12 protein-coding genes, 1 tRNA gene and 3 pseudogenes are annotated in these 16,005 nt (G+C 70.6%); 10 read left to right on the forward strand and 6 right to left on the reverse strand.

Annotated features, from left to right (window positions below):
- The first annotated feature begins 360 nt into the window (after positions 1 to 360).
- Positions 361 to 1,146: a GNAT family N-acetyltransferase gene (locus J1C73_RS30200; protein ID WP_207319163.1), complete on the forward strand. Its 786-nt coding sequence runs from the start codon at positions 361 to 363 to the stop codon at positions 1,144 to 1,146.
- Positions 1,147 to 1,148: 2 nt separating this feature from the next.
- Here the strand turns inward: J1C73_RS30200 and J1C73_RS30205 are convergent.
- Positions 1,149 to 1,271: pseudogene (locus J1C73_RS30205) on the reverse strand (IS21-like element helper ATPase IstB); the annotation flags it as partial.
- Between the two features lie 127 nt (positions 1,272 to 1,398).
- Here J1C73_RS30205 and J1C73_RS30210 point away from each other — a divergent pair.
- The 9 genes from J1C73_RS30210 (at position 1,399) to J1C73_RS30250 (ending at position 11,202) form a co-directional block, all read left to right on the forward strand.
- The gene (locus J1C73_RS30210) at positions 1,399 to 2,892 is read left to right on the forward strand and encodes a molybdopterin-dependent oxidoreductase (protein ID WP_242644921.1); all 1,494 of its coding nucleotides are present in this window, start codon (positions 1,399 to 1,401) and stop codon (positions 2,890 to 2,892) included.
- Positions 2,889 to 3,452 carry a hypothetical protein gene (locus J1C73_RS30215; RefSeq protein ID WP_307797832.1) on the forward strand — a complete coding sequence of 188 codons (564 nt, stop codon included), beginning with the start codon at positions 2,889 to 2,891 and terminating at the stop codon, positions 3,450 to 3,452. Before J1C73_RS30210 ends, J1C73_RS30215 begins: the two co-directional genes overlap by 4 nt.
- Positions 3,453 to 3,522: 70 nt before the next feature.
- Positions 3,523 to 5,373 carry a glycoside hydrolase family 15 protein gene (locus J1C73_RS30220; RefSeq protein WP_207319164.1) on the forward strand — a complete coding sequence of 617 codons (1,851 nt, stop codon included), beginning with the start codon at positions 3,523 to 3,525 and terminating at the stop codon, positions 5,371 to 5,373.
- Positions 5,374 to 6,012: 639 nt separating this feature from the next.
- Positions 6,013 to 7,365, forward strand: coding sequence for a peptidoglycan-binding protein (locus tag J1C73_RS30225; protein WP_207319165.1), 1,353 nt, complete (start codon positions 6,013 to 6,015; stop codon positions 7,363 to 7,365).
- Entirely contained in the window at positions 7,362 to 8,063 is a 702-nt protein-coding gene (locus tag J1C73_RS30230; RefSeq protein ID WP_207319166.1) for an ABC transporter ATP-binding protein, read from the forward strand. The genes J1C73_RS30225 and J1C73_RS30230 overlap by 4 nt, the downstream gene beginning before the upstream one ends.
- Entirely contained in the window at positions 8,060 to 9,304 is a 1,245-nt protein-coding gene (locus J1C73_RS30235; protein WP_207319167.1) for an ABC transporter permease, read from the forward strand. The genes J1C73_RS30230 and J1C73_RS30235 overlap by 4 nt, the downstream gene beginning before the upstream one ends.
- 36 nt (positions 9,305 to 9,340) lie before the next feature.
- A complete protein-coding gene (locus J1C73_RS30240) occupies positions 9,341 to 10,225 on the forward strand; it encodes a hypothetical protein (protein WP_207319168.1) in 885 nt (294 codons plus the stop codon).
- Between the two features lie 37 nt (positions 10,226 to 10,262).
- The gene (locus tag J1C73_RS30245) at positions 10,263 to 10,700 is read left to right on the forward strand and encodes a peptidase M23 (protein WP_207319169.1); all 438 of its coding nucleotides are present in this window, start codon (positions 10,263 to 10,265) and stop codon (positions 10,698 to 10,700) included.
- Between the two features lie 70 nt (positions 10,701 to 10,770).
- Entirely contained in the window at positions 10,771 to 11,202 is a 432-nt protein-coding gene (locus J1C73_RS30250; RefSeq protein ID WP_123460104.1) for a peptidase M23, read from the forward strand.
- 60 nt (positions 11,203 to 11,262) lie between these two features.
- On the opposite strand, the pseudogene J1C73_RS35270 reads toward J1C73_RS30250, so the two are convergent.
- The 5 genes and pseudogenes from J1C73_RS35270 to J1C73_RS30275 all read right to left on the reverse strand — a co-directional run.
- Positions 11,263 to 11,511, reverse strand: a pseudogene (locus J1C73_RS35270) (LytR C-terminal domain-containing protein); the annotation flags it as partial.
- Positions 11,512 to 12,250: 739 nt separating this feature from the next.
- A tRNA-Thr gene (locus tag J1C73_RS30260) sits at positions 12,251 to 12,324 on the reverse strand.
- A gap of 119 nt (positions 12,325 to 12,443) precedes the next feature.
- The gene (locus tag J1C73_RS30265; RefSeq protein WP_207319170.1) at positions 12,444 to 13,988 is read right to left on the reverse strand and encodes an alpha/beta hydrolase; all 1,545 of its coding nucleotides are present in this window, start codon (positions 13,986 to 13,988) and stop codon (positions 12,444 to 12,446) included.
- Positions 13,989 to 14,161: 173 nt separating this feature from the next.
- The gene (locus J1C73_RS30270; RefSeq protein ID WP_123460105.1) at positions 14,162 to 15,367 is read right to left on the reverse strand and encodes a DNA polymerase III subunit delta'; all 1,206 of its coding nucleotides are present in this window, start codon (positions 15,365 to 15,367) and stop codon (positions 14,162 to 14,164) included.
- A gap of 246 nt (positions 15,368 to 15,613) precedes the next feature.
- Positions 15,614 to 16,005 (reverse strand): annotated as a pseudogene (locus J1C73_RS30275) (dTMP kinase); the annotation flags it as partial.

Raw genomic sequence — 16,005 nt, forward strand, 5'->3', positions numbered from 1 at the left:
AGTGCCGGGAAGTCCCCACGGCCGGTCGGTGTGTGCGACTGGCGAGAGTCGGCCGACCGTGGGGAGTGGCGGAAGCTCCCGGGGCGACGTGAGGCGTTCCGGGAGCTTCGCCTGGGCTGGCGCCAAACGGGATCGGCGGTCCGGGCGCAGCAGGTGTCAGTTTGTCGCCCAGAGCGCTGCTCGCGCGGTGACGCGCGGGGCGCATTGCGTATGTCACTTCATCGGACGAAGCGCATCCGGCGGGTGGGCCAGGTCGACACCAACCGCTTTCCTCATCCCGTCCGGGTGAGGGAGCAGCCTTGATATCCGCGCGGATCGACCGGCGATCAAATCACTTGACCCGGTCCGTACGGTGTCCGGGTGAAGGACATTCTGATCGACGAACTCCGCACCGCGTATGACACCCAGCTCCGTGGTGTCACCCCGCCCGGCGGCAGCGCCCGCATCGAGAAGGACGGCCCATTGACGCGTGTCGTCGGTTGGCACCGTGGCTTCGTCACGGGCCCACGCGACCTCGGTGTGTGCGGGGCAGACCTCGACACGCTCATAGCGCGGCAGCGTGACTTCTACGCTGCCCGCGGTGAGGCGGTCGAATGGAAGACTCGCTCCCACGACCTTCCCGCCGACCTCACCGACCGGCTCACGGCGGCCGGCTTCGTCGCCGAGGACAGCGAGACCGTACTCATCGGGCAGTCCGCAGACCTTGCCGCAGATCCCGTCCTGCCCGACGGCGTGACGCTCCGCCGTGTCACCGCCAGATCAGACCTCCAGCGCATCGCCACGATGGAGAGCACCGTCTGGGGCGAGGACTGGAGCTGGCTCGCCGACGACCTGACCGCTCGGATCGAGAACGCCCCGGAGAACACCGTCGTCCTCGTTGCCGAGGCTCGCGCCGAAGTCGTCTGCGCCGCCTGGCTGGTGTTCAAGGACGGCGTCGACTTCGGCGGCCTCTGGGGCGGCTCAACGCTTGAGGAATGGCGCGGACAGGGCATCTACCGGGCCATGGTCGCCCACCGAGCCCAACTCGCCGCCGCCCGCCAGGTCCCCTACCTCTACGTTGACGCCTCAGCCGACAGCGCCCCGATCCTCACGCGCCTTGGCCTGCACGCGGTCACCACGACGACACCGTATGTCTGGTCGCCCTGAGCGGTGAAGGTCTCGGTCCGGCCGCCGATGGACTCGTTCGAGGCGATGGCGACGCTGTTCCTTTCCTCGCGTTCCGTCAGGACCTGGAAAAGGCGTTCGGCGCTGCGGCGGTCCAGTTCCATGTAGCGCTACTGCCCGACGAAGCCGGATACACGGGCTCGCCCGGAGTAATGCCGTGTCTCTGGCGAGGTGACGGTTATGGTCCCTTTTCTGACGGTTGTCTTCCGTCGTGTCCGATTCACGAGGGGCGTCATGGACGACAGGCAGACCGGGGACGGGACAGCCGGCAACGACGGGGCATCCGACCCACGCCATGAGGCCGAGCCACTCGAAGCGGCCGATCAGCCCCGCGCGGACGGTCCGGCGCCATCGCGTGACTCCCACTCATCCGGCACCGCGACGGCCTCAGGGCGGTCCGGTTCGACGCTCCAGGAACCGGCGGCGCACAAGCCCGCGCTGTCGGACCTGTTGCGGGACGGGCCGCCGGTCGGTCCGACCCGACGGGGGTTCTGGCGCAGCCCGTTGCGTGGGCCCTGGCTGACGTCCGTGCTCGGCGCGGTACTGCTGGTGGGCATCACGCTGATGTTCGTGACGGGACTGCTCTCGTACGCCGCGTACAACCCCGACCTCGGCGCCAACGACAAGACTCCGGACCGGGGCTGGCTGGGGTTCTACCTGTTCTCCTGGCCCACACACCCGTACTGGCTCTACCGGCTCACGCAGGGCGTCCACGTCACGCTCGGCATCGTGCTGATCCCGGTGCTGCTCGCGAAGCTGTGGTCGGTGATCCCCAAGCTGTTCTCCTGGCCCCCGGTCAAGTCGGCCGGCCACGCGCTGGAGCGGCTTTCGCTGCTGCTGCTCGTGGGCGGCGTGCTGTTCGAGTTCGCCACCGGAGTACTCAACATCCAGCTGGACTACATCTTCCCCGGCTCGTTCTACCCGCTGCACTTCTACGGTGCCTGGATCTTCATCGGCGCCTTCGTCGTTCACGTCGCCTTCCGTATCCCCCTCATGGTCCGGATGCTGCGCAGCGGCCGTCTCCGCGAGGAGCTGCGCAGCCCGGCGAGGGCGGGACGGAAGAACCCGGCGGACCCCACGGATCTGGTGACCCCGCACCCCGCAGCGCCCACCATGTCGCGCCGGGGCGCGCTGGGCATGGTGGGGGCGGGCTCCCTGGTGCTGCTCGTCGTGACGGCGGGACAGAGCATCGGGGGTGCCCTGCGGTCCACCGCGCTGCTCGCGCCGCGCGGACAGGATCCCGGGCCGGGCCCCAACGGCTTCCAGATCAACAAGACCGCGGTGAGTGTGGGGATCAGGGCGCGCGACGTGGGCCCTGCCTGGCGACTCGTCGTGCGGGGGCCTGGCCGGGAGAAGGTCTTCACCCGTGATCAGGTTCTGGCCATGCCGCAGCACACAGCGGCGTTGCCCATCGCGTGTGTGGAGGGATGGTCCACCGAGAACCAGGAGTGGAGCGGGGTGCGCCTCATGGATCTGGCGGCACTCGTCGGGTTCACGGACGCGGTGCCGCGCGTGTTCGTCCAGTCCGTGCAGCGGGCGGGGTCGTTCCGTTCGACGACGTTGCGCGACAACCAGGTCAGCGATCCGCGCTCCTTGCTGGCTCTGCGCGTCAACGGGGCCGACCTGTCCCCGGACCACGGCTACCCGGCGCGCATCATCGTCCCGGCCAACCCGGGCGTCCACAACACCAAGTGGGTCACCCGGCTGACCTTCGGGGAGAACGCGTGAACCGCCTCCGCACCCTGTACGGAGCCTCGCCGCTCCATCTGCTGCTGGTCCTGTGCTCATTCGCCCTCACCGGCTTTGCCGGAGTACGGCTGCTCAGCGGCGCCGAGCCCTGGAAGGTCGTCATCTGGTTCGTCGGCGCCGCACTCCTGCACGACCTGGTGCTGCTGCCCCTCTACACCGTGACCGACCGCGCCGCCCAGACCGTCCTGGGTGAGCGCCGGGAGCCTGCCGCGGCAGCTGAAGCCACCCGGCCAGGTCAGAGGTGGATCAACTACGTCCGGGTTCCGGTCTTCCTCTCCGGCGTGCTGTTCCTGACGTACTTCCCACTGATCCTGGGACGGGTGAGCTACCGGTACACCCTGTACACCACGCTCTCCGCCGATGTGTTCCTCGGGCGCTGGCTGCTCATCTCAGCCGTCCTGTTCGCGCTCTCCGCCGTGGCCCTGCTGATCCGGATGGGCCGTTCCCGCCCTCCGAAGCAGACGCCACCCGCGGCCCCGACCCGGGCGACACCGCGCGAACCGGGCAAGAGCGGACCGGACCCCGAGACATCGCCGTGACCGGACGCGAGGAGCCGGCGGCATCCAGGTCCTCCTGCCCTGCCCCGCCTGCCGGTCAGGCCGGACAGCTGTGAGCACGCGCCCGATCGGCGACTACGCCCTGCTGTCGGACTGCCGCTCGGCAGCACTGATCTCCACAGAGGGTTCCCTGGACTGGCTGTGCCTTCCCCGCTTCGACAGCCCCGCGGTCTTCGGCCGCCTGCTCGACGAGGAGGCCGGCCACTGGTCGGTCCGCCCCACCGGGCCGAGCGAGGTGGTCCGCCGCTACGTGCCGGAAACCCTGGTACTGGAAACCACCTTCCGGACCGCCACCGGCACGGCCGTCCTCCTCGACGGTCTGGCGATGGGGCACCGAGAACGCGGACACGCGCTCGGAGCGTCCTCACCGGGCGTTCTGCTGCGTCAGCTGACCTGCACCAGCGGCTCGGCGGCCGTGGAGACCAGCTTCGCGCCGCGGCCCGAGTTCGGCCTCATCCACCCGGTGATGTCCGTCGTACGGGGCGGGCTCAGCGCGTACGGAGGCAGCCATCGCCTCATCCTGTCCACCCCTCTCCCGCTGCGGATCGACGGTTCGACCGCGCGGGGCGAGACCGAGCTGCGGGCGGGCGAGCGGCTCGAATTCGCCCTGTCGTCTCTCTCCGTCTGGGGTGACGACGAAGCGGAGCCCTGGCGAGGAAGGCGCATCCGGCGCCGGCTGAGCGACACGATCAAGGGATGGCGCTCGTGGACGCAGATCCACCAGGGCTACCGCGGCCCGTGGCAGGAGGAGGTCAGCCACAGCGGACGCGTGCTGCAGGCTCTGACCTTCACGCCCACCGGTGCCATCGTCGCAGCGGCCACCACATCCCTTCCCGAGAGCGTCGGGGCCGACCGCAACTGGGACTACCGCTACACCTGGGTCCGTGACGCCAGCTTCACTCTCCAGGCCCTGTCCACCGCGGCCTGCGAGAAGGAGAAGGCCGCCTACTTCGGATTCCTCGCCCAGGCTGCGGCGACCCAGCTCGACCGCGGCGTCGACCTCCAGGTCATGTACGGCATCGGTGGTGAAAGGGACCTCAGCGAGCGCACCCTCAGCCACCTCTCCGGCTGGCGCGGCAGCGCACCGGTGCGCGCCGGCAACGACGCGTGGCGCCAGCACCAGCTCGACGTCTACGGCGAACTCCTCGACGCAGCCCAGCAGACCCACCCTCGCAACGCGTGGTTCGACCCGCCCACCCGCACGTTCCTCCTCCAGGCGGCCGAGACCGCCGCCCGCCGCTGGAACGAGCCCGACCAGGGCATCTGGGAGGTACGAGGACCCAGCCGCCACTTCCTCTACTCGAAACTCATGTGCTGGGTCGCACTCGACCGCGCCATCGACCTCGCACCCACGCTCGGGGCAACCGCCGCACACGTCACGTCCTGGCGCGACACCCGCCGGACGATCCGCACCGCCATCGAAACCCAAGGGTGGAACCCGCGCATGGGAGCCTTCACCCAGTCGTTCGGATCGAACGAACTCGACGCCTCAGCTCTCATGCTGCCGCTCGTCGGCTTCCTGCCCGGCGACGATCCCCGGATCCGGTCCACCGTGACAGCGATCGTGGACCAGCTCACGGACCCTCGCGGACAGGTACGCCGCTACCTCGGCGACGACTTCGCGTCCGACGAGGGCGCGTTCCTGCTCTGCACCTTCTGGCTCGCCCACGCCCTGGCCCTGACCGGCGAAGTCACCCGCGCCCGCGAAGTCTTCGATACCGCTCTCGCCTGCGCCAACGACGTCGGCCTACTCGCCGAAGAAGTGTCTTCCACCACCGGGGAAGCCCTGGGCAACTACCCCCAGGCATTCAGCCACATCGGCCTCATCAACGCGGCACGCGCCATCCACCGAGCCGAAGAGGCACGCCACGATGTCACCACAGGGACCGCATCGGACCGGTGATCCGTTTCGTGTGACATCGCGCCGGGCCCACGCTGGTACTCGGCGGTCAACGTCAGCTCTGACAGAGAGGTGACCGGCCCGTCCGCGCGCAACACCCGCGTCGGTCAGCTCGAAGAGCGCGTCCGCGCGGGGGGAGAGGCAATCGTAGAACTCGGTTCGGAATTGGGATTGGGACAAGACGCCCAACTGCTCCACGTCGAGGCACGCGGACGGAAGACTCATGGCAACGGCCTTTCTCTCGTGCTTCGTTACTCAACATCTCGAAGCGTTCAGAAGCCGTTGCCGTACCGAGAGGTTCGGTTGCGGGTCGGACTTGGGTGCCAGCCCCCGCCGCATCCAGAAGCGCCTCGGCTGCCTCAGCCCGGTCGAGTTCGAAGAGAAGCACTACGCCAACCAGGCAGCGACCGACCCAGTGAACCTGAAGCCACGTCACCCCGCCCTGAGCAGCGCGTCAGCCACTCCCGCACAGCGGGGGAACCCCGGATACATGGTGGTCATGTCAGCGTCCCGTCACGTTCCGGTAAAGCCGTGGCCAGGAAATCTCCTTGACAGCCCCTCGGCCCGGGTGGTCAGCTTCGCCTCGGACATGGCTGCGGAACGTGACCAACTCCGGTACGTAGCCGCGACATTGGGGGGCTGATGTCCGAAGTCAGGGAGCAGACCGGGCTGTCCCGGCGCAAGCGTGCCGTGGCCGCGTTGGCGGCGGGCGCCGTCGTGCTCGCGGGCGCCGCTCTGTGGACCTCGTCCTTCGTCAAGTCGCCCGCCCAGGCCGCGGCCGACGCCGGACCGCCGGCCCGCGACGTGCTCACCGCGCCGGTCGAGCGGCGCGTCCTGGCGGACACCGTCGTCACCCGCGGCACCGTCTCCGCCTCGCAGACGGTCGACCTCGCCCCGGTCGGCGCGACCGTGGACGGGTCGACCGCGCCCGTCGTCACGAAGGTGATGGTCCGCTCCGGCCAGACGTTCCCGGCGGGCCGGGTCCTTGTGGAGGTCTCCGGTCGGCCGGTCTTTGCGCTGCCGGGTGCCCTCCCCGTCTACCGCGACCTCAAGCCCGGCAACCACGGCGACGACGTCCGCCAGCTCCAGCGGGCCCTGACGTCGGTGGGCCACTCCACCGGATCCGACCCGTCCGGCACCTACGGCCCCGGAACCAAGCAGGCCGTCGCCGCGCTCTACGCCGCCATCGGCTACGAGCCCGTCCCTGCCTCGGGCGTGGCCGAGGGCACGGACGGCGTCCCGGTCGGCGCCGCCCGGGACGGTGTGAAGCAGGCCCAGCGTCAGCTCGACGGGCTGCTCAGGACCGAGCCCGGGAAAAAACGGGACGCCAACGCGGTCCGCTACGCCCGCGAGGACCTGGCCGAGGCGCGGACGCACCTCGCCGAGGCTGAGGCGAAGTCGGGCCCCATGCTCCCCGCCTCCGAGGTGGTCTTCCTCTCCGGCTTCCCGGCCCGCGTCGACTCCATGACCGCCAAGGTCGGCAGCGAGGTCGGCGAGAAGCTCGCGACCGTCTCCGCCGGCCGGCTGGTGGTCAAGGGATCGCTGGGCGCCCAGGAGAAGGGCCTGGTCCGTCCCGGCCAGAAGGTCGAGGTGCTGTCCGAGGTCTACGGCGACAAGGTGACCGCCACGGTCGCCTCGGTGGCCGACGTCCCCACCGCCGCCGAGGGCGGGGACCAGGGCGAGGCCGCGGACAGCCCGGGGTACGCCGTCGTCGTCAAGCCCGGCGCCCCGCTCCCGGCCCGGCTCGCCGGGCAGGACGTTCGTCTGACCATCGAGGCCGCCACCTCGGGCAAGAAGGTGCTCGTCGTCCCCGTGTCCGCCCTCTCCGCCGGGGCCGACTCCCGCACCAGCGTCACCGTCCTGGACGCTTCCGGCGGGCGGCGCCGCGTCGAGGTCCGGGCCGGCACCTCCGGGGACGGCTTCACCGAGGTCGTTCCGGCCGAGGGCGCGCGGCTCGCCGCGGGCGACAAGGTCGTCGTGGGCGTCGCGCGGTGAGCGACGGCCAGGTCGCACCTCCGGTCGTCGAGTTCCGGGGCGTCGGCCTCACCTACCCGGGACCGCCGCCGGTGCGGGCGCTGCGGGAATGTGAACTCGCCGTACGCCGGGGCGAGTACGTCACGGTCGTCGGCCCCTCCGGCTCCGGCAAGTCGACCTTCCTCAACATCGCTGGGCTGCTCGACGCGCCCACCGAGGGCCGCTACCTCCTGGACGGCATCGACACCGCCGCCCTCGGCGACGCCGACCGCACCGGGCTGCGCGGGCGACGGATCGGGTTCGTCTTCCAGAGCTTCCACCTGCTGCCGCACCGCTCCGCGCTGGAGAACGTGATGCTGGCCATGGTCTACAACTCCGCCGAGCGCCGCGCCCGCGCCGGGCGGGCCCGCGAGGCGCTGGAGCGGGTCGGCCTCGGCCACCGCACCGATGCGCTGCCCACCCGGCTGTCCGGCGGTGAGCAGCAGCGCGTCGCCGTCGCCCGCGCGCTGGTCGCCCGGCCCTCGCTGCTGCTGTGCGACGAACCGACCGGCAACCTCGACACCGCCACCGCGGAATCGATTTTGCAGCTCCTGGACGAGCTCCACCACGACAGCATGACTCTTCTCGTGATCACGCACGACCCGGACGTCGCGGCGCGCGGCCAGCGCACCGTCACGATCCGGGACGGCATGCTCAGCGAACAGGTGGTGACCGCGTGAAGCTGCGTCCGCGCAGGGCGCCGCGACGCGAGCGGTCCCATCTGAGCCGGCGCGACCTGCTCTCCGAGTGCGCCGCCGGCATCCTGCAACGCCCCGCGCGCTCCGCGCTCACCGCGCTCGGCACCGTCCTGGGAGTCGGCACCTTCGTCGTGGTCCTCGGCCTCACGGCCACCACGTCCTCGCAGATCGACTCCCGCTTCAATGAGCTGACCGCCACCCAGGTATCCGTCGAGGACACCGGCGGCGAGCAGCCCGAGTACCTGGCGAACGCCTTCCCGGCCGACGCGGACCGCCGCATCGAGGCGCTCAACGGTGTGCGGAAGGCGGGCGTGTACTGGCCGGTGCGGCTGGCACCGGAGCAACTCGTGTCGGCCGCGCCGCCCGGGACCGGCGACAAAGGGGAGCGGACCGAGGTCGTCGCGGCCTCCCCCGGGATCCTCGAAGCGGCCGGTCCCGTCCTGGAGCAGGGCCGGACCTTCGACGCCTACCACGACCGGCGGGGCGAGAACGTTGCGGTGATCGGCTCGGGGCTGGCCGCACGGCTGGGCATCACCACCCTGGAGACCGCGCCGGCGGTCTTCGTGGGCGGCCACGCCTTCACCGTCATCGGCGTCGTCGCGGACGTCGAGCGCAGGGCCGACCTGCTGCTGTCGGTGGTGGTGCCGCGGACCACCGCCGAGCGGATCTGGGGCGGCCCGGACAGCGGCGCGCGGGCGCAGATGCTCATCGCGACCGACCTGGGGGCGGCCCGGCAGATCGCCTCGGAGGCAGCCCTGGCCCTCGACCCGGCACACCCCGAGTACTTCAAGGCGGTGCCGCCGCCGGACCCGCGGAGCCTGCGCGGCCGCGTCACCTCCGACCTGGACGAACTGTTCATGCTGCTGGCCGGCATCTGCCTGGTGATCGGCGCGGTCGGCATCGCCAACACCACCCTGGTCGCGGTCCTCGAGCGCACCGGCGAGATCGGACTGCGCCGCGCCCTGGGCGCCCGGGGCCGCCACATCACCCTCCAGTTCCTGGCCGAGTCGGGCGCCCTGGGTGCGCTCGGCGGCCTGATCGGCACCAGCCTCGGCACAGTCACCGTCGTCGCCATGGCGGTCGTCCGCGACTGGACCCCCGTCATCCACCCGGCGACCGTCGTGGCCGCCCCCGCGATCGGGCTGATCACCGGGCTGCTTGCGGGGCTCTACCCCGCCTGGCGGGCCAGCCGCATCCAGCCCGCGGAGGCCCTTCGCCGCTGATCCGCCCCCTCCCCTCCACGCCTGCAAGGAAGAGATGTGCGAAAGACGACGAAGGCGGCAGTGGCCGCACTGTTCACCGGTGCCCTGCTCCTCACGGGGTGCGGCGGCGACTCCGACGAAACGGCCGCGCCCCGGCAGCCGGACAACTCCATCGCGCCCGCGTCGTCCAGCCTCACCACGGATCTGGCCCTGCCCGTGGAGGCGTACATCTTCTCGGAGTCCGAGATCGCCCAGCTGACCCGGGCCATGAGCAGCCTCGCCGTGGACTGCATGAAGGAGGCCGGCTTCGCCTACCGGCCGGACGACAGCCAGTCCCCGGACATCGGTGTCATGGACCGCCGCTACGGCGTCGCCAACAGCCACACCGCGCAGGCCTACGGATACCACTTCCCGGCCCCGCCGGCCGAGCGGGACAGCGCCCTCAAGTCGCTGAGCAAGGCGGCCCGCGTCACCTTGTCCGGCGAGCCCCTCGCGGACGGCACGTTCGATTCCGGTGGCGGCTGCATCGGCAAGGCCAAGAAGCGGCTCGCGGGCAGCGCCGACGAGTTCGGACCCGACGAGGCGGCCCGCACCCTCAACCTGAGCAGCTACGCCCGCAGTCAGAAGGACCCCCGGGTGCTCGTCGCCTTCCGTACCTGGTCGTCGTGCATGACGGTCAAGGGCTACCGCTACGACTCGCCCATGGACGCCATCGACAACCCGGCCTTCGCCGGCAAGAAGGCGGACCAGAAGGAGATTTCGACGGCCCGAGCGGACGTCGAATGCAAGAAGAAGACCGGACTCGTCCGTGCCTGGTTCGACGTCGAATCCGAGTTGCAGCGCATGGAGATCGAGAAGGACCCCGAGACCTTCGCCCGGATCGAGCGGCACAAGACCGACCAGCTCAAGCGTGCCGCAGCCGAACTCGGCCAGTCCAGCTGACAACACCACTCAGGAAACACCACTCAGGGAGAACATCATGCGTATCCGTCAGCCCGCCGTGGCCGCCGCGCTGGCCGCCGTCGGCACCCTGGGCATGCTGGCCACCGCCGCGCCCGCACAGGCCGACAGCATCCCCGACAGCCTGTGCGGCGGTGTCATCGATAGTCACTACTGCCTCTGGTACAACTCCAACCAGAAGGGCGGCTGGACCGCCACGACCGGGAACGTCGCCAACTGGGACAACTACAGCGGCAACGGGTACCCGATGAACTTCTCGGACGGCGGCCAGGGCACCAACGGCGTCGGTACCCACGTGAAGAACAACGCCGCGTCCTACGCCAACAGCGACGACAGCAGGACCGGCGTGTCGTACTTCAACTCCAACTACGCCGGCGCCTCCGACGTGGCCCCGCCGCGCGACAAGGGCAACCTCGTCAACACGTACAACAACAACGCGTCCTTCCGCTGGCGCTGACCAACCGAACCGACCACCCGAGCCGACCACCTGAGCCGACCACCTGAGCCGACCACCTGAGGAGAACATCATGCGTATCCGTCAGTCCGCCGTGGCCGCCGCGCTGGCCGCCGCCGGCACCCTGGGCATGCTGGCCACCGCCGCGCCCGCACAGGCCGACAGCATCCCCGACAGCCTGTGCGGCGGTGTCATCGATGTCGACTACTGCCTCTGGTACAACTCCAACCAGAAGGGCGGCTGGACCGCCACCTACGAGAACATCTCCAACTGGGACAACATCGGCGGGTACCCGATGATCTTCTCGAACGGCGGCGATGGCACCAACGGCGTCGGCACCCACGTGAAGAACAACGCCGCGTCCTACGCCAACAGCCACGACAGCAAGACCGGCGTGTCGTACTTCAACTCCAACTACGCCGGCGCCTCCGACGTGGCCCCGCCGCGCGACAAGGGCAACCTCGTCAACACGTACAACAACAACGCGTCCTTCCGCTGGCGCTGACCGGGTGACGCGCCGGGCCCCTCTCCTTCCGGTCCTTCCGGAGAGGGGCCCGTCCTCGTCTCACCAGGTGAACGCCGGGTCCATGTGCATGCAGGCGCCCGTGTCCGCCCCGTTGAGGGCCTCGGCGGACTCGGGCGTCTTCTCGTCGTCGGTCTTGGACGGCTCGAGCCAGTCCTCGCCCAGCACGAGAGTGACGCCCGAGACGTCCACCGAACGCCGCACCGCGTCCGGCGGGAGGCCCAGGGCGTCCGCCACCCGTCGCGCGCCCGCCTCCAGGTCGGCGCTCGGGTAGCGCACGAGGGTACGGGCCCCGCCGGACGGTGCCGGCACGGGGGCCTTGTGGTCGCCCAGGTCAAGGGCGGCCTGCTGGATGTCCGCGCCGCTGGTACGGGGATGCGCCGTAGCAGCCGCAGGGCGGTGGCGAACGACACGGGCGCGGCCAGTGACCGGGTGAGCCGGGCGGCCCCGGATCACCTCACCGCCCTCCACCACCTCCTCGACGACCAGCGCCGCGCGCCCCGAAAACACGAAAACACTGTGCGCACAAGGGAATTGGCATCGCACATGCGATGTCAACGAGACTCGTCACATGCCGTCACCACCGACTACGGAACAGAGCCGAACGTTTGCCAGACCCATAGCGTTTGACAGACCCATGGGGATGTCCGCCCCTTCCTGGACTTCGCGCCGTGCGCGCCATTCAGGCGACTCGCCGGCCTCTCACCGACTGCGGGGCAGGAACAGGCTCGCCGCCGCGACGCGGAAATCAGGCTCCCAGGAGCGCCAGCTGGCCGCCTTGGATGTGGGTCACTGCCACGTGGGCATCGCAGGCCGGCCCGCTGAGAACGTCGCTCACAGGCGGCGCGTTAGCGGTGGTCCTCACCACACCACGGCCGCAGACGGCACGCTCGTTACAAAGGGAGGCCGGTCCGCTCCGCTCACGCATCACTCACGCAAGCAGCTCCACGACATCCCCGTCGTCCGGCTCGGCATGCCCCGGGCATGAAAAAACCCCAGGTCACGGCGAGTGAGTCCTGGGGTAATTCCGAGCCGCCTTCGGGATTCGAACCCGAGACCTACGCATTACGAGTGCGTTGCTCTGGCCAACTGAGCTAAGGCGGCACGCCCTGCCACACCATGGTGCGATCAGCAGCGGGCCCAAGTCTACACAGTTTCCGGGGGTGCTCAGTACCGCCCTGTCGCCAGGGTGTAGTCGCAGGTCAGTGGCGGGGCGGGTGGGGTCAGGAGCACTTCTTGCCGTCGCTCGGCGGGGTGCCTTCCAGGAGGTACGTGTTGATCGCCGTGTCGATGCAGTCGCTGCCGCGGCCGTACGCCGTGTGGCCGTCGCCCTCGTAGGTGAGGAGGGTCCCGGAGGAGAGCTGGCCGGCCAGGGCCTTGGCCCACTTGTACGGGGTGGCCGGGTCCCGGGTGGTGCCGACCACCACGATCGGGGCCGCGCCCTCGGCCTTGATGCGGTGCGGGGTGCCGGTGGCGCGGACCGGCCAGTAGGCGCAGTTCAGGGCGGCCCAGGCGAAGCCCTTGCCGAAGACCGGGGAGGCCTTCTCAAAGGTGGGGAGCGCCTGGCTGACCGCCTTGGAGGTGGTGAAGGCGGGCGGGAGGTCGATGCAGTTCACGGCCGCGTTGGCGTACATCAGGTTCGCGTACGTGCCGTTGGGCTCGCGCTCGTAGTAGCTGTCCGCCAGGGAGAGCAGGCCGGAACCGTCGCCCTTCTCGGCAGCGGTGAGCGCCTCGCGGAGCTGGGGCCAGGCCGACTCGTCGTACATGGCGGCGATGACCCCCGTGGTGGCGAGGGACTCGCCGAGCTTGCGGGGGCCACCCGTGGGAATCGGTTTGGCGTCGAGGCCGGCGAAGAGCTGCTTCAGCCTGTTCGCCGCGTCGGAGGCGGACGTGGTGCCGAGCGGGCAGTCCGCCTTCTTGACGCAGTCCCCGGCGAAGGACTGGAACGCCGTCTCGAACCCCGCGGTCTGGTCGCGGTTGATCTCGACCGAGGGAAGCGACGGGTCCATCGCACCGTCGAGGACGAGCCGGCCGGACCGTGCGGGGAAGAGTTCGGCGTACGTCGCGCCCAGGAAGGTGCCGTACGAGGCCCCCACGTAGTTCAGCTGATCGTCGCCGAGCAGAGCGCGCAGGATGTCCATGTCACGCGCCGTCTCGACGGTGGAGACATGCGGCAGGATCTCCCCGGAGCGCTGCTCGCAGCCCGTGGCGAACTTCTTGAACGCACCGCTCAGCGCGGTGACCTCGCCGGAGTCGTCCGGCGTCTGGTCGACCTGGGTGTAGGCGTCCATCTGCGGACCGGTGAGACATTCGACGGGTTCGCTGCGTGCCACCCCTCGCGGATCGATGGCCACCATGTCGTACCGGGCCCGCACCTGGGCGGGGTAGCCGATCGCGGCGTAGCCCTGGAGGTAGCCGATGGCCGATCCGCCGGGGCCGCCCGGATTCACCAGCAGGGAGCCGATCCGCTTGCCGGGCCCGGTGGCCTTCTTGCGGGAGACCGCCAGCTTGATATCGCCGTCTTCCGGCTTCGCGTAGTCGAGCGGCGCCTTCATCGTGGCGCACTGGAATCCGGTGACGCCGCAGTCCCGCCAGCTGAGGTGCTGCGCGTAGAACGTCTTCAGCGCCGCGGGGACGGGGGAGGCAGCGGCCCTCGGCGCGGACGACGAGGCGCCCGTCATCGAACTTCCGCTGCTGCAGCCGGAGATGAGAAGGCCGGCAGTGCCGAGCGCGATGGCGAGGGTGCGGAGCGGGCGCCTGGTGTCCATGTCCGGAGCGTAGCCGCCGGGCGACGACTCGCCCGATTCCCTGCTCATACGGGTGATTCGGTGACACTCGGTGGATCGATGGGCAGTGGATGATCCGGGGTCATGGCGCTGGACAGTGGTGGCCACTGGACAGCGGTGGCCACTGGACCCCAATGGCCACCGTCCCCGTGACGTCAGCCGGCCCGCAGCGCCATCGTCATGGCCTCGACCGCGAGCAGCGGGGCCACGTTGCGGTCCAGCGCCCGGCGGCAGGCGATCACCGCCTCGATCCGGCGCAGGGTCCGCTCGGGGGTGGACGAGCGGACGATGCGGTCGAGGGAGTCCTGCGCGTCGGTATTGGCGATGGCGATCCGCGAGCCCAGCTGAAGAGCGAGCACGTCGCGGTAGAAGCCGGTCAGTTCGGTGAGTGCCAGATCGAGGCTGTCGCGCTGCGTACGGGTCTTGCGGCGCTTCTGCTTGTCCTCCAGCTCCTTCATCACCCCGGCCGTGCCCCGCGGCATCCGGCCTCCGGCGGACGCGCCGAGCGCGGCCTTCATGTCTTCCGTCTCTTTGACGTCCACGTCCTCGGCGACCTGTTTTGCGTCGTCGGTGGCGGTGTCGATCAGCTCCTGCGCGGCCTTGAGGCAGCCGCCGATGTCCTCGACGCGCAGCGGCAGTTTGAGGACCGCCGCGCGACGGGACCGGGCCCGCTCGTCCGTGGCGAGGCGGCGGGCCCTGCCGATGTGGCCCTGGGTGGCGCGGGCGGCGGCCGCGGCCCGCTCCGGGTCGATGCCGTCACGCCGGATCAGGACGTCGGCGACCGCGTCGACCGACGGGGTGCGCAGCGTGAGGTGACGGCAGCGGGACCGGATCGTGGGCAGTACGTCCTCCAGCGAGGGCGCGCAGAGCAGCCACACGGTACGGGGCGCGGGCTCCTCGATCGCCTTCAGCAGGACGTTGCCCGCGCCTTCGGTGAGGCGGTCGGCGTCCTCCATGACGATGACCTGCCAGCGTCCGACGGCCGGGGAGAGCTGGGCGCGGCGGACCAGCTCTCGGGTCTCCTTCACACCGATGGAGAGCAGGTCGGTGCGGATCACGTCGACATCGGCGTGCGTACCGATGAGGCTGGTGTGACAGCCGTCGCAGAAACCGCAGCCCGGCGCCCCGCCCAGGGCGCGGTCCGGACTGGTGCACTGCAGAGCGGCGGCGAAGGCGCGGGCGGCGGTGGACCGTCCGGAGCCCGGCGGGCCGGTGAACAGCCAGGCGTGCGTCATCTTCGAGCCGGACGGCACCGGTTCTCCCGCCGAGATGGCGGAGACCAGCACGTCGGCGTCCCGGGCGGCGGCGCCGAGCTGCTCCTGCACCCGGTCCTGGCCGACCAGGTCGTCCCATACGGACATGGGTCACCGCCCTTCCGGTGGTGTGCGGCCGCGCTGCCCTTCCGTGGAACGGCGGCGCGGCCCTGTGCGGCTCTCGTCATGGCTCTCGCCGTGACTCTCGTCGATCAGGCGCCGATCAGGCGTCGATCCGGCTTCCCATTGTGGGGGACGGGTCTGACAATCCCGGCAGACCGGGTGACCGATTGACCGGGTGACCGGCACGAAGAGGGAGCCCCGGGCAGCCCGGGACTCCCTCCGCGTACCGAATCAGCGGCGCGGGCGACGTCCCCGGCCCGAGGACGCAGGGCCCTCGTCGTCGTGGTCGCCGAGCAGTTCGTCCGCCAGCGTCGGCAGATCGTCCAGCGGGGTCTCCTCCGCCCAGTCGGGGCGGGGCCGCCGGGACGGCCGGCCGGAGCGCTCCTGCTGGTCCGGCGCCAGCTGCTGGGGCGCGTGCGGGTCGGTGACCTGCGGGAGCTCGCGGGTGCGCTCGTTCTCGCGCTCCGGTACGGAGCCGGCCGGGTGCTCGTCGCGGAAGATGCCCCGAGGCACCCGGTCGGCCGGATCGGCGTCCCGCGCGGACTCGCGGCCCGCGTCCCGTACCGGCGGAAGCACCGTCGTCTCGTCCGTCGCGCCTGTCGCGTCCCGTCCGCCGGAGCGCT

It is taken from the genome of Streptomyces laculatispora, from assembly GCF_017353455.1.
Lineage (GTDB): Bacteria > Actinomycetota > Actinomycetes > Streptomycetales > Streptomycetaceae > Streptomyces > Streptomyces laculatispora.

Coding starts and splice junctions, on each gene's coding strand:
- J1C73_RS30210 (WP_242644921.1), top strand. CDS start 1,399: ATGGACGACAGGCAGACCGGGGACGGGACAGCCGGCAACGACGGGGCA.
- J1C73_RS30225 (WP_207319165.1), top strand. CDS start 6,013: ATGTCCGAAGTCAGGGAGCAGACCGGGCTGTCCCGGCGCAAGCGTGCC.
- J1C73_RS30245 (WP_207319169.1), top strand. CDS start 10,263: ATGCGTATCCGTCAGCCCGCCGTGGCCGCCGCGCTGGCCGCCGTCGGC.
- J1C73_RS30250 (WP_123460104.1), top strand. CDS start 10,771: ATGCGTATCCGTCAGTCCGCCGTGGCCGCCGCGCTGGCCGCCGCCGGC.
- J1C73_RS30265 (WP_207319170.1), bottom strand. CDS start 13,988: ATGGACACCAGGCGCCCGCTCCGCACCCTCGCCATCGCGCTCGGCACT.
- J1C73_RS30270 (WP_123460105.1), bottom strand. CDS start 15,367: ATGTCCGTATGGGACGACCTGGTCGGCCAGGACCGGGTGCAGGAGCAG.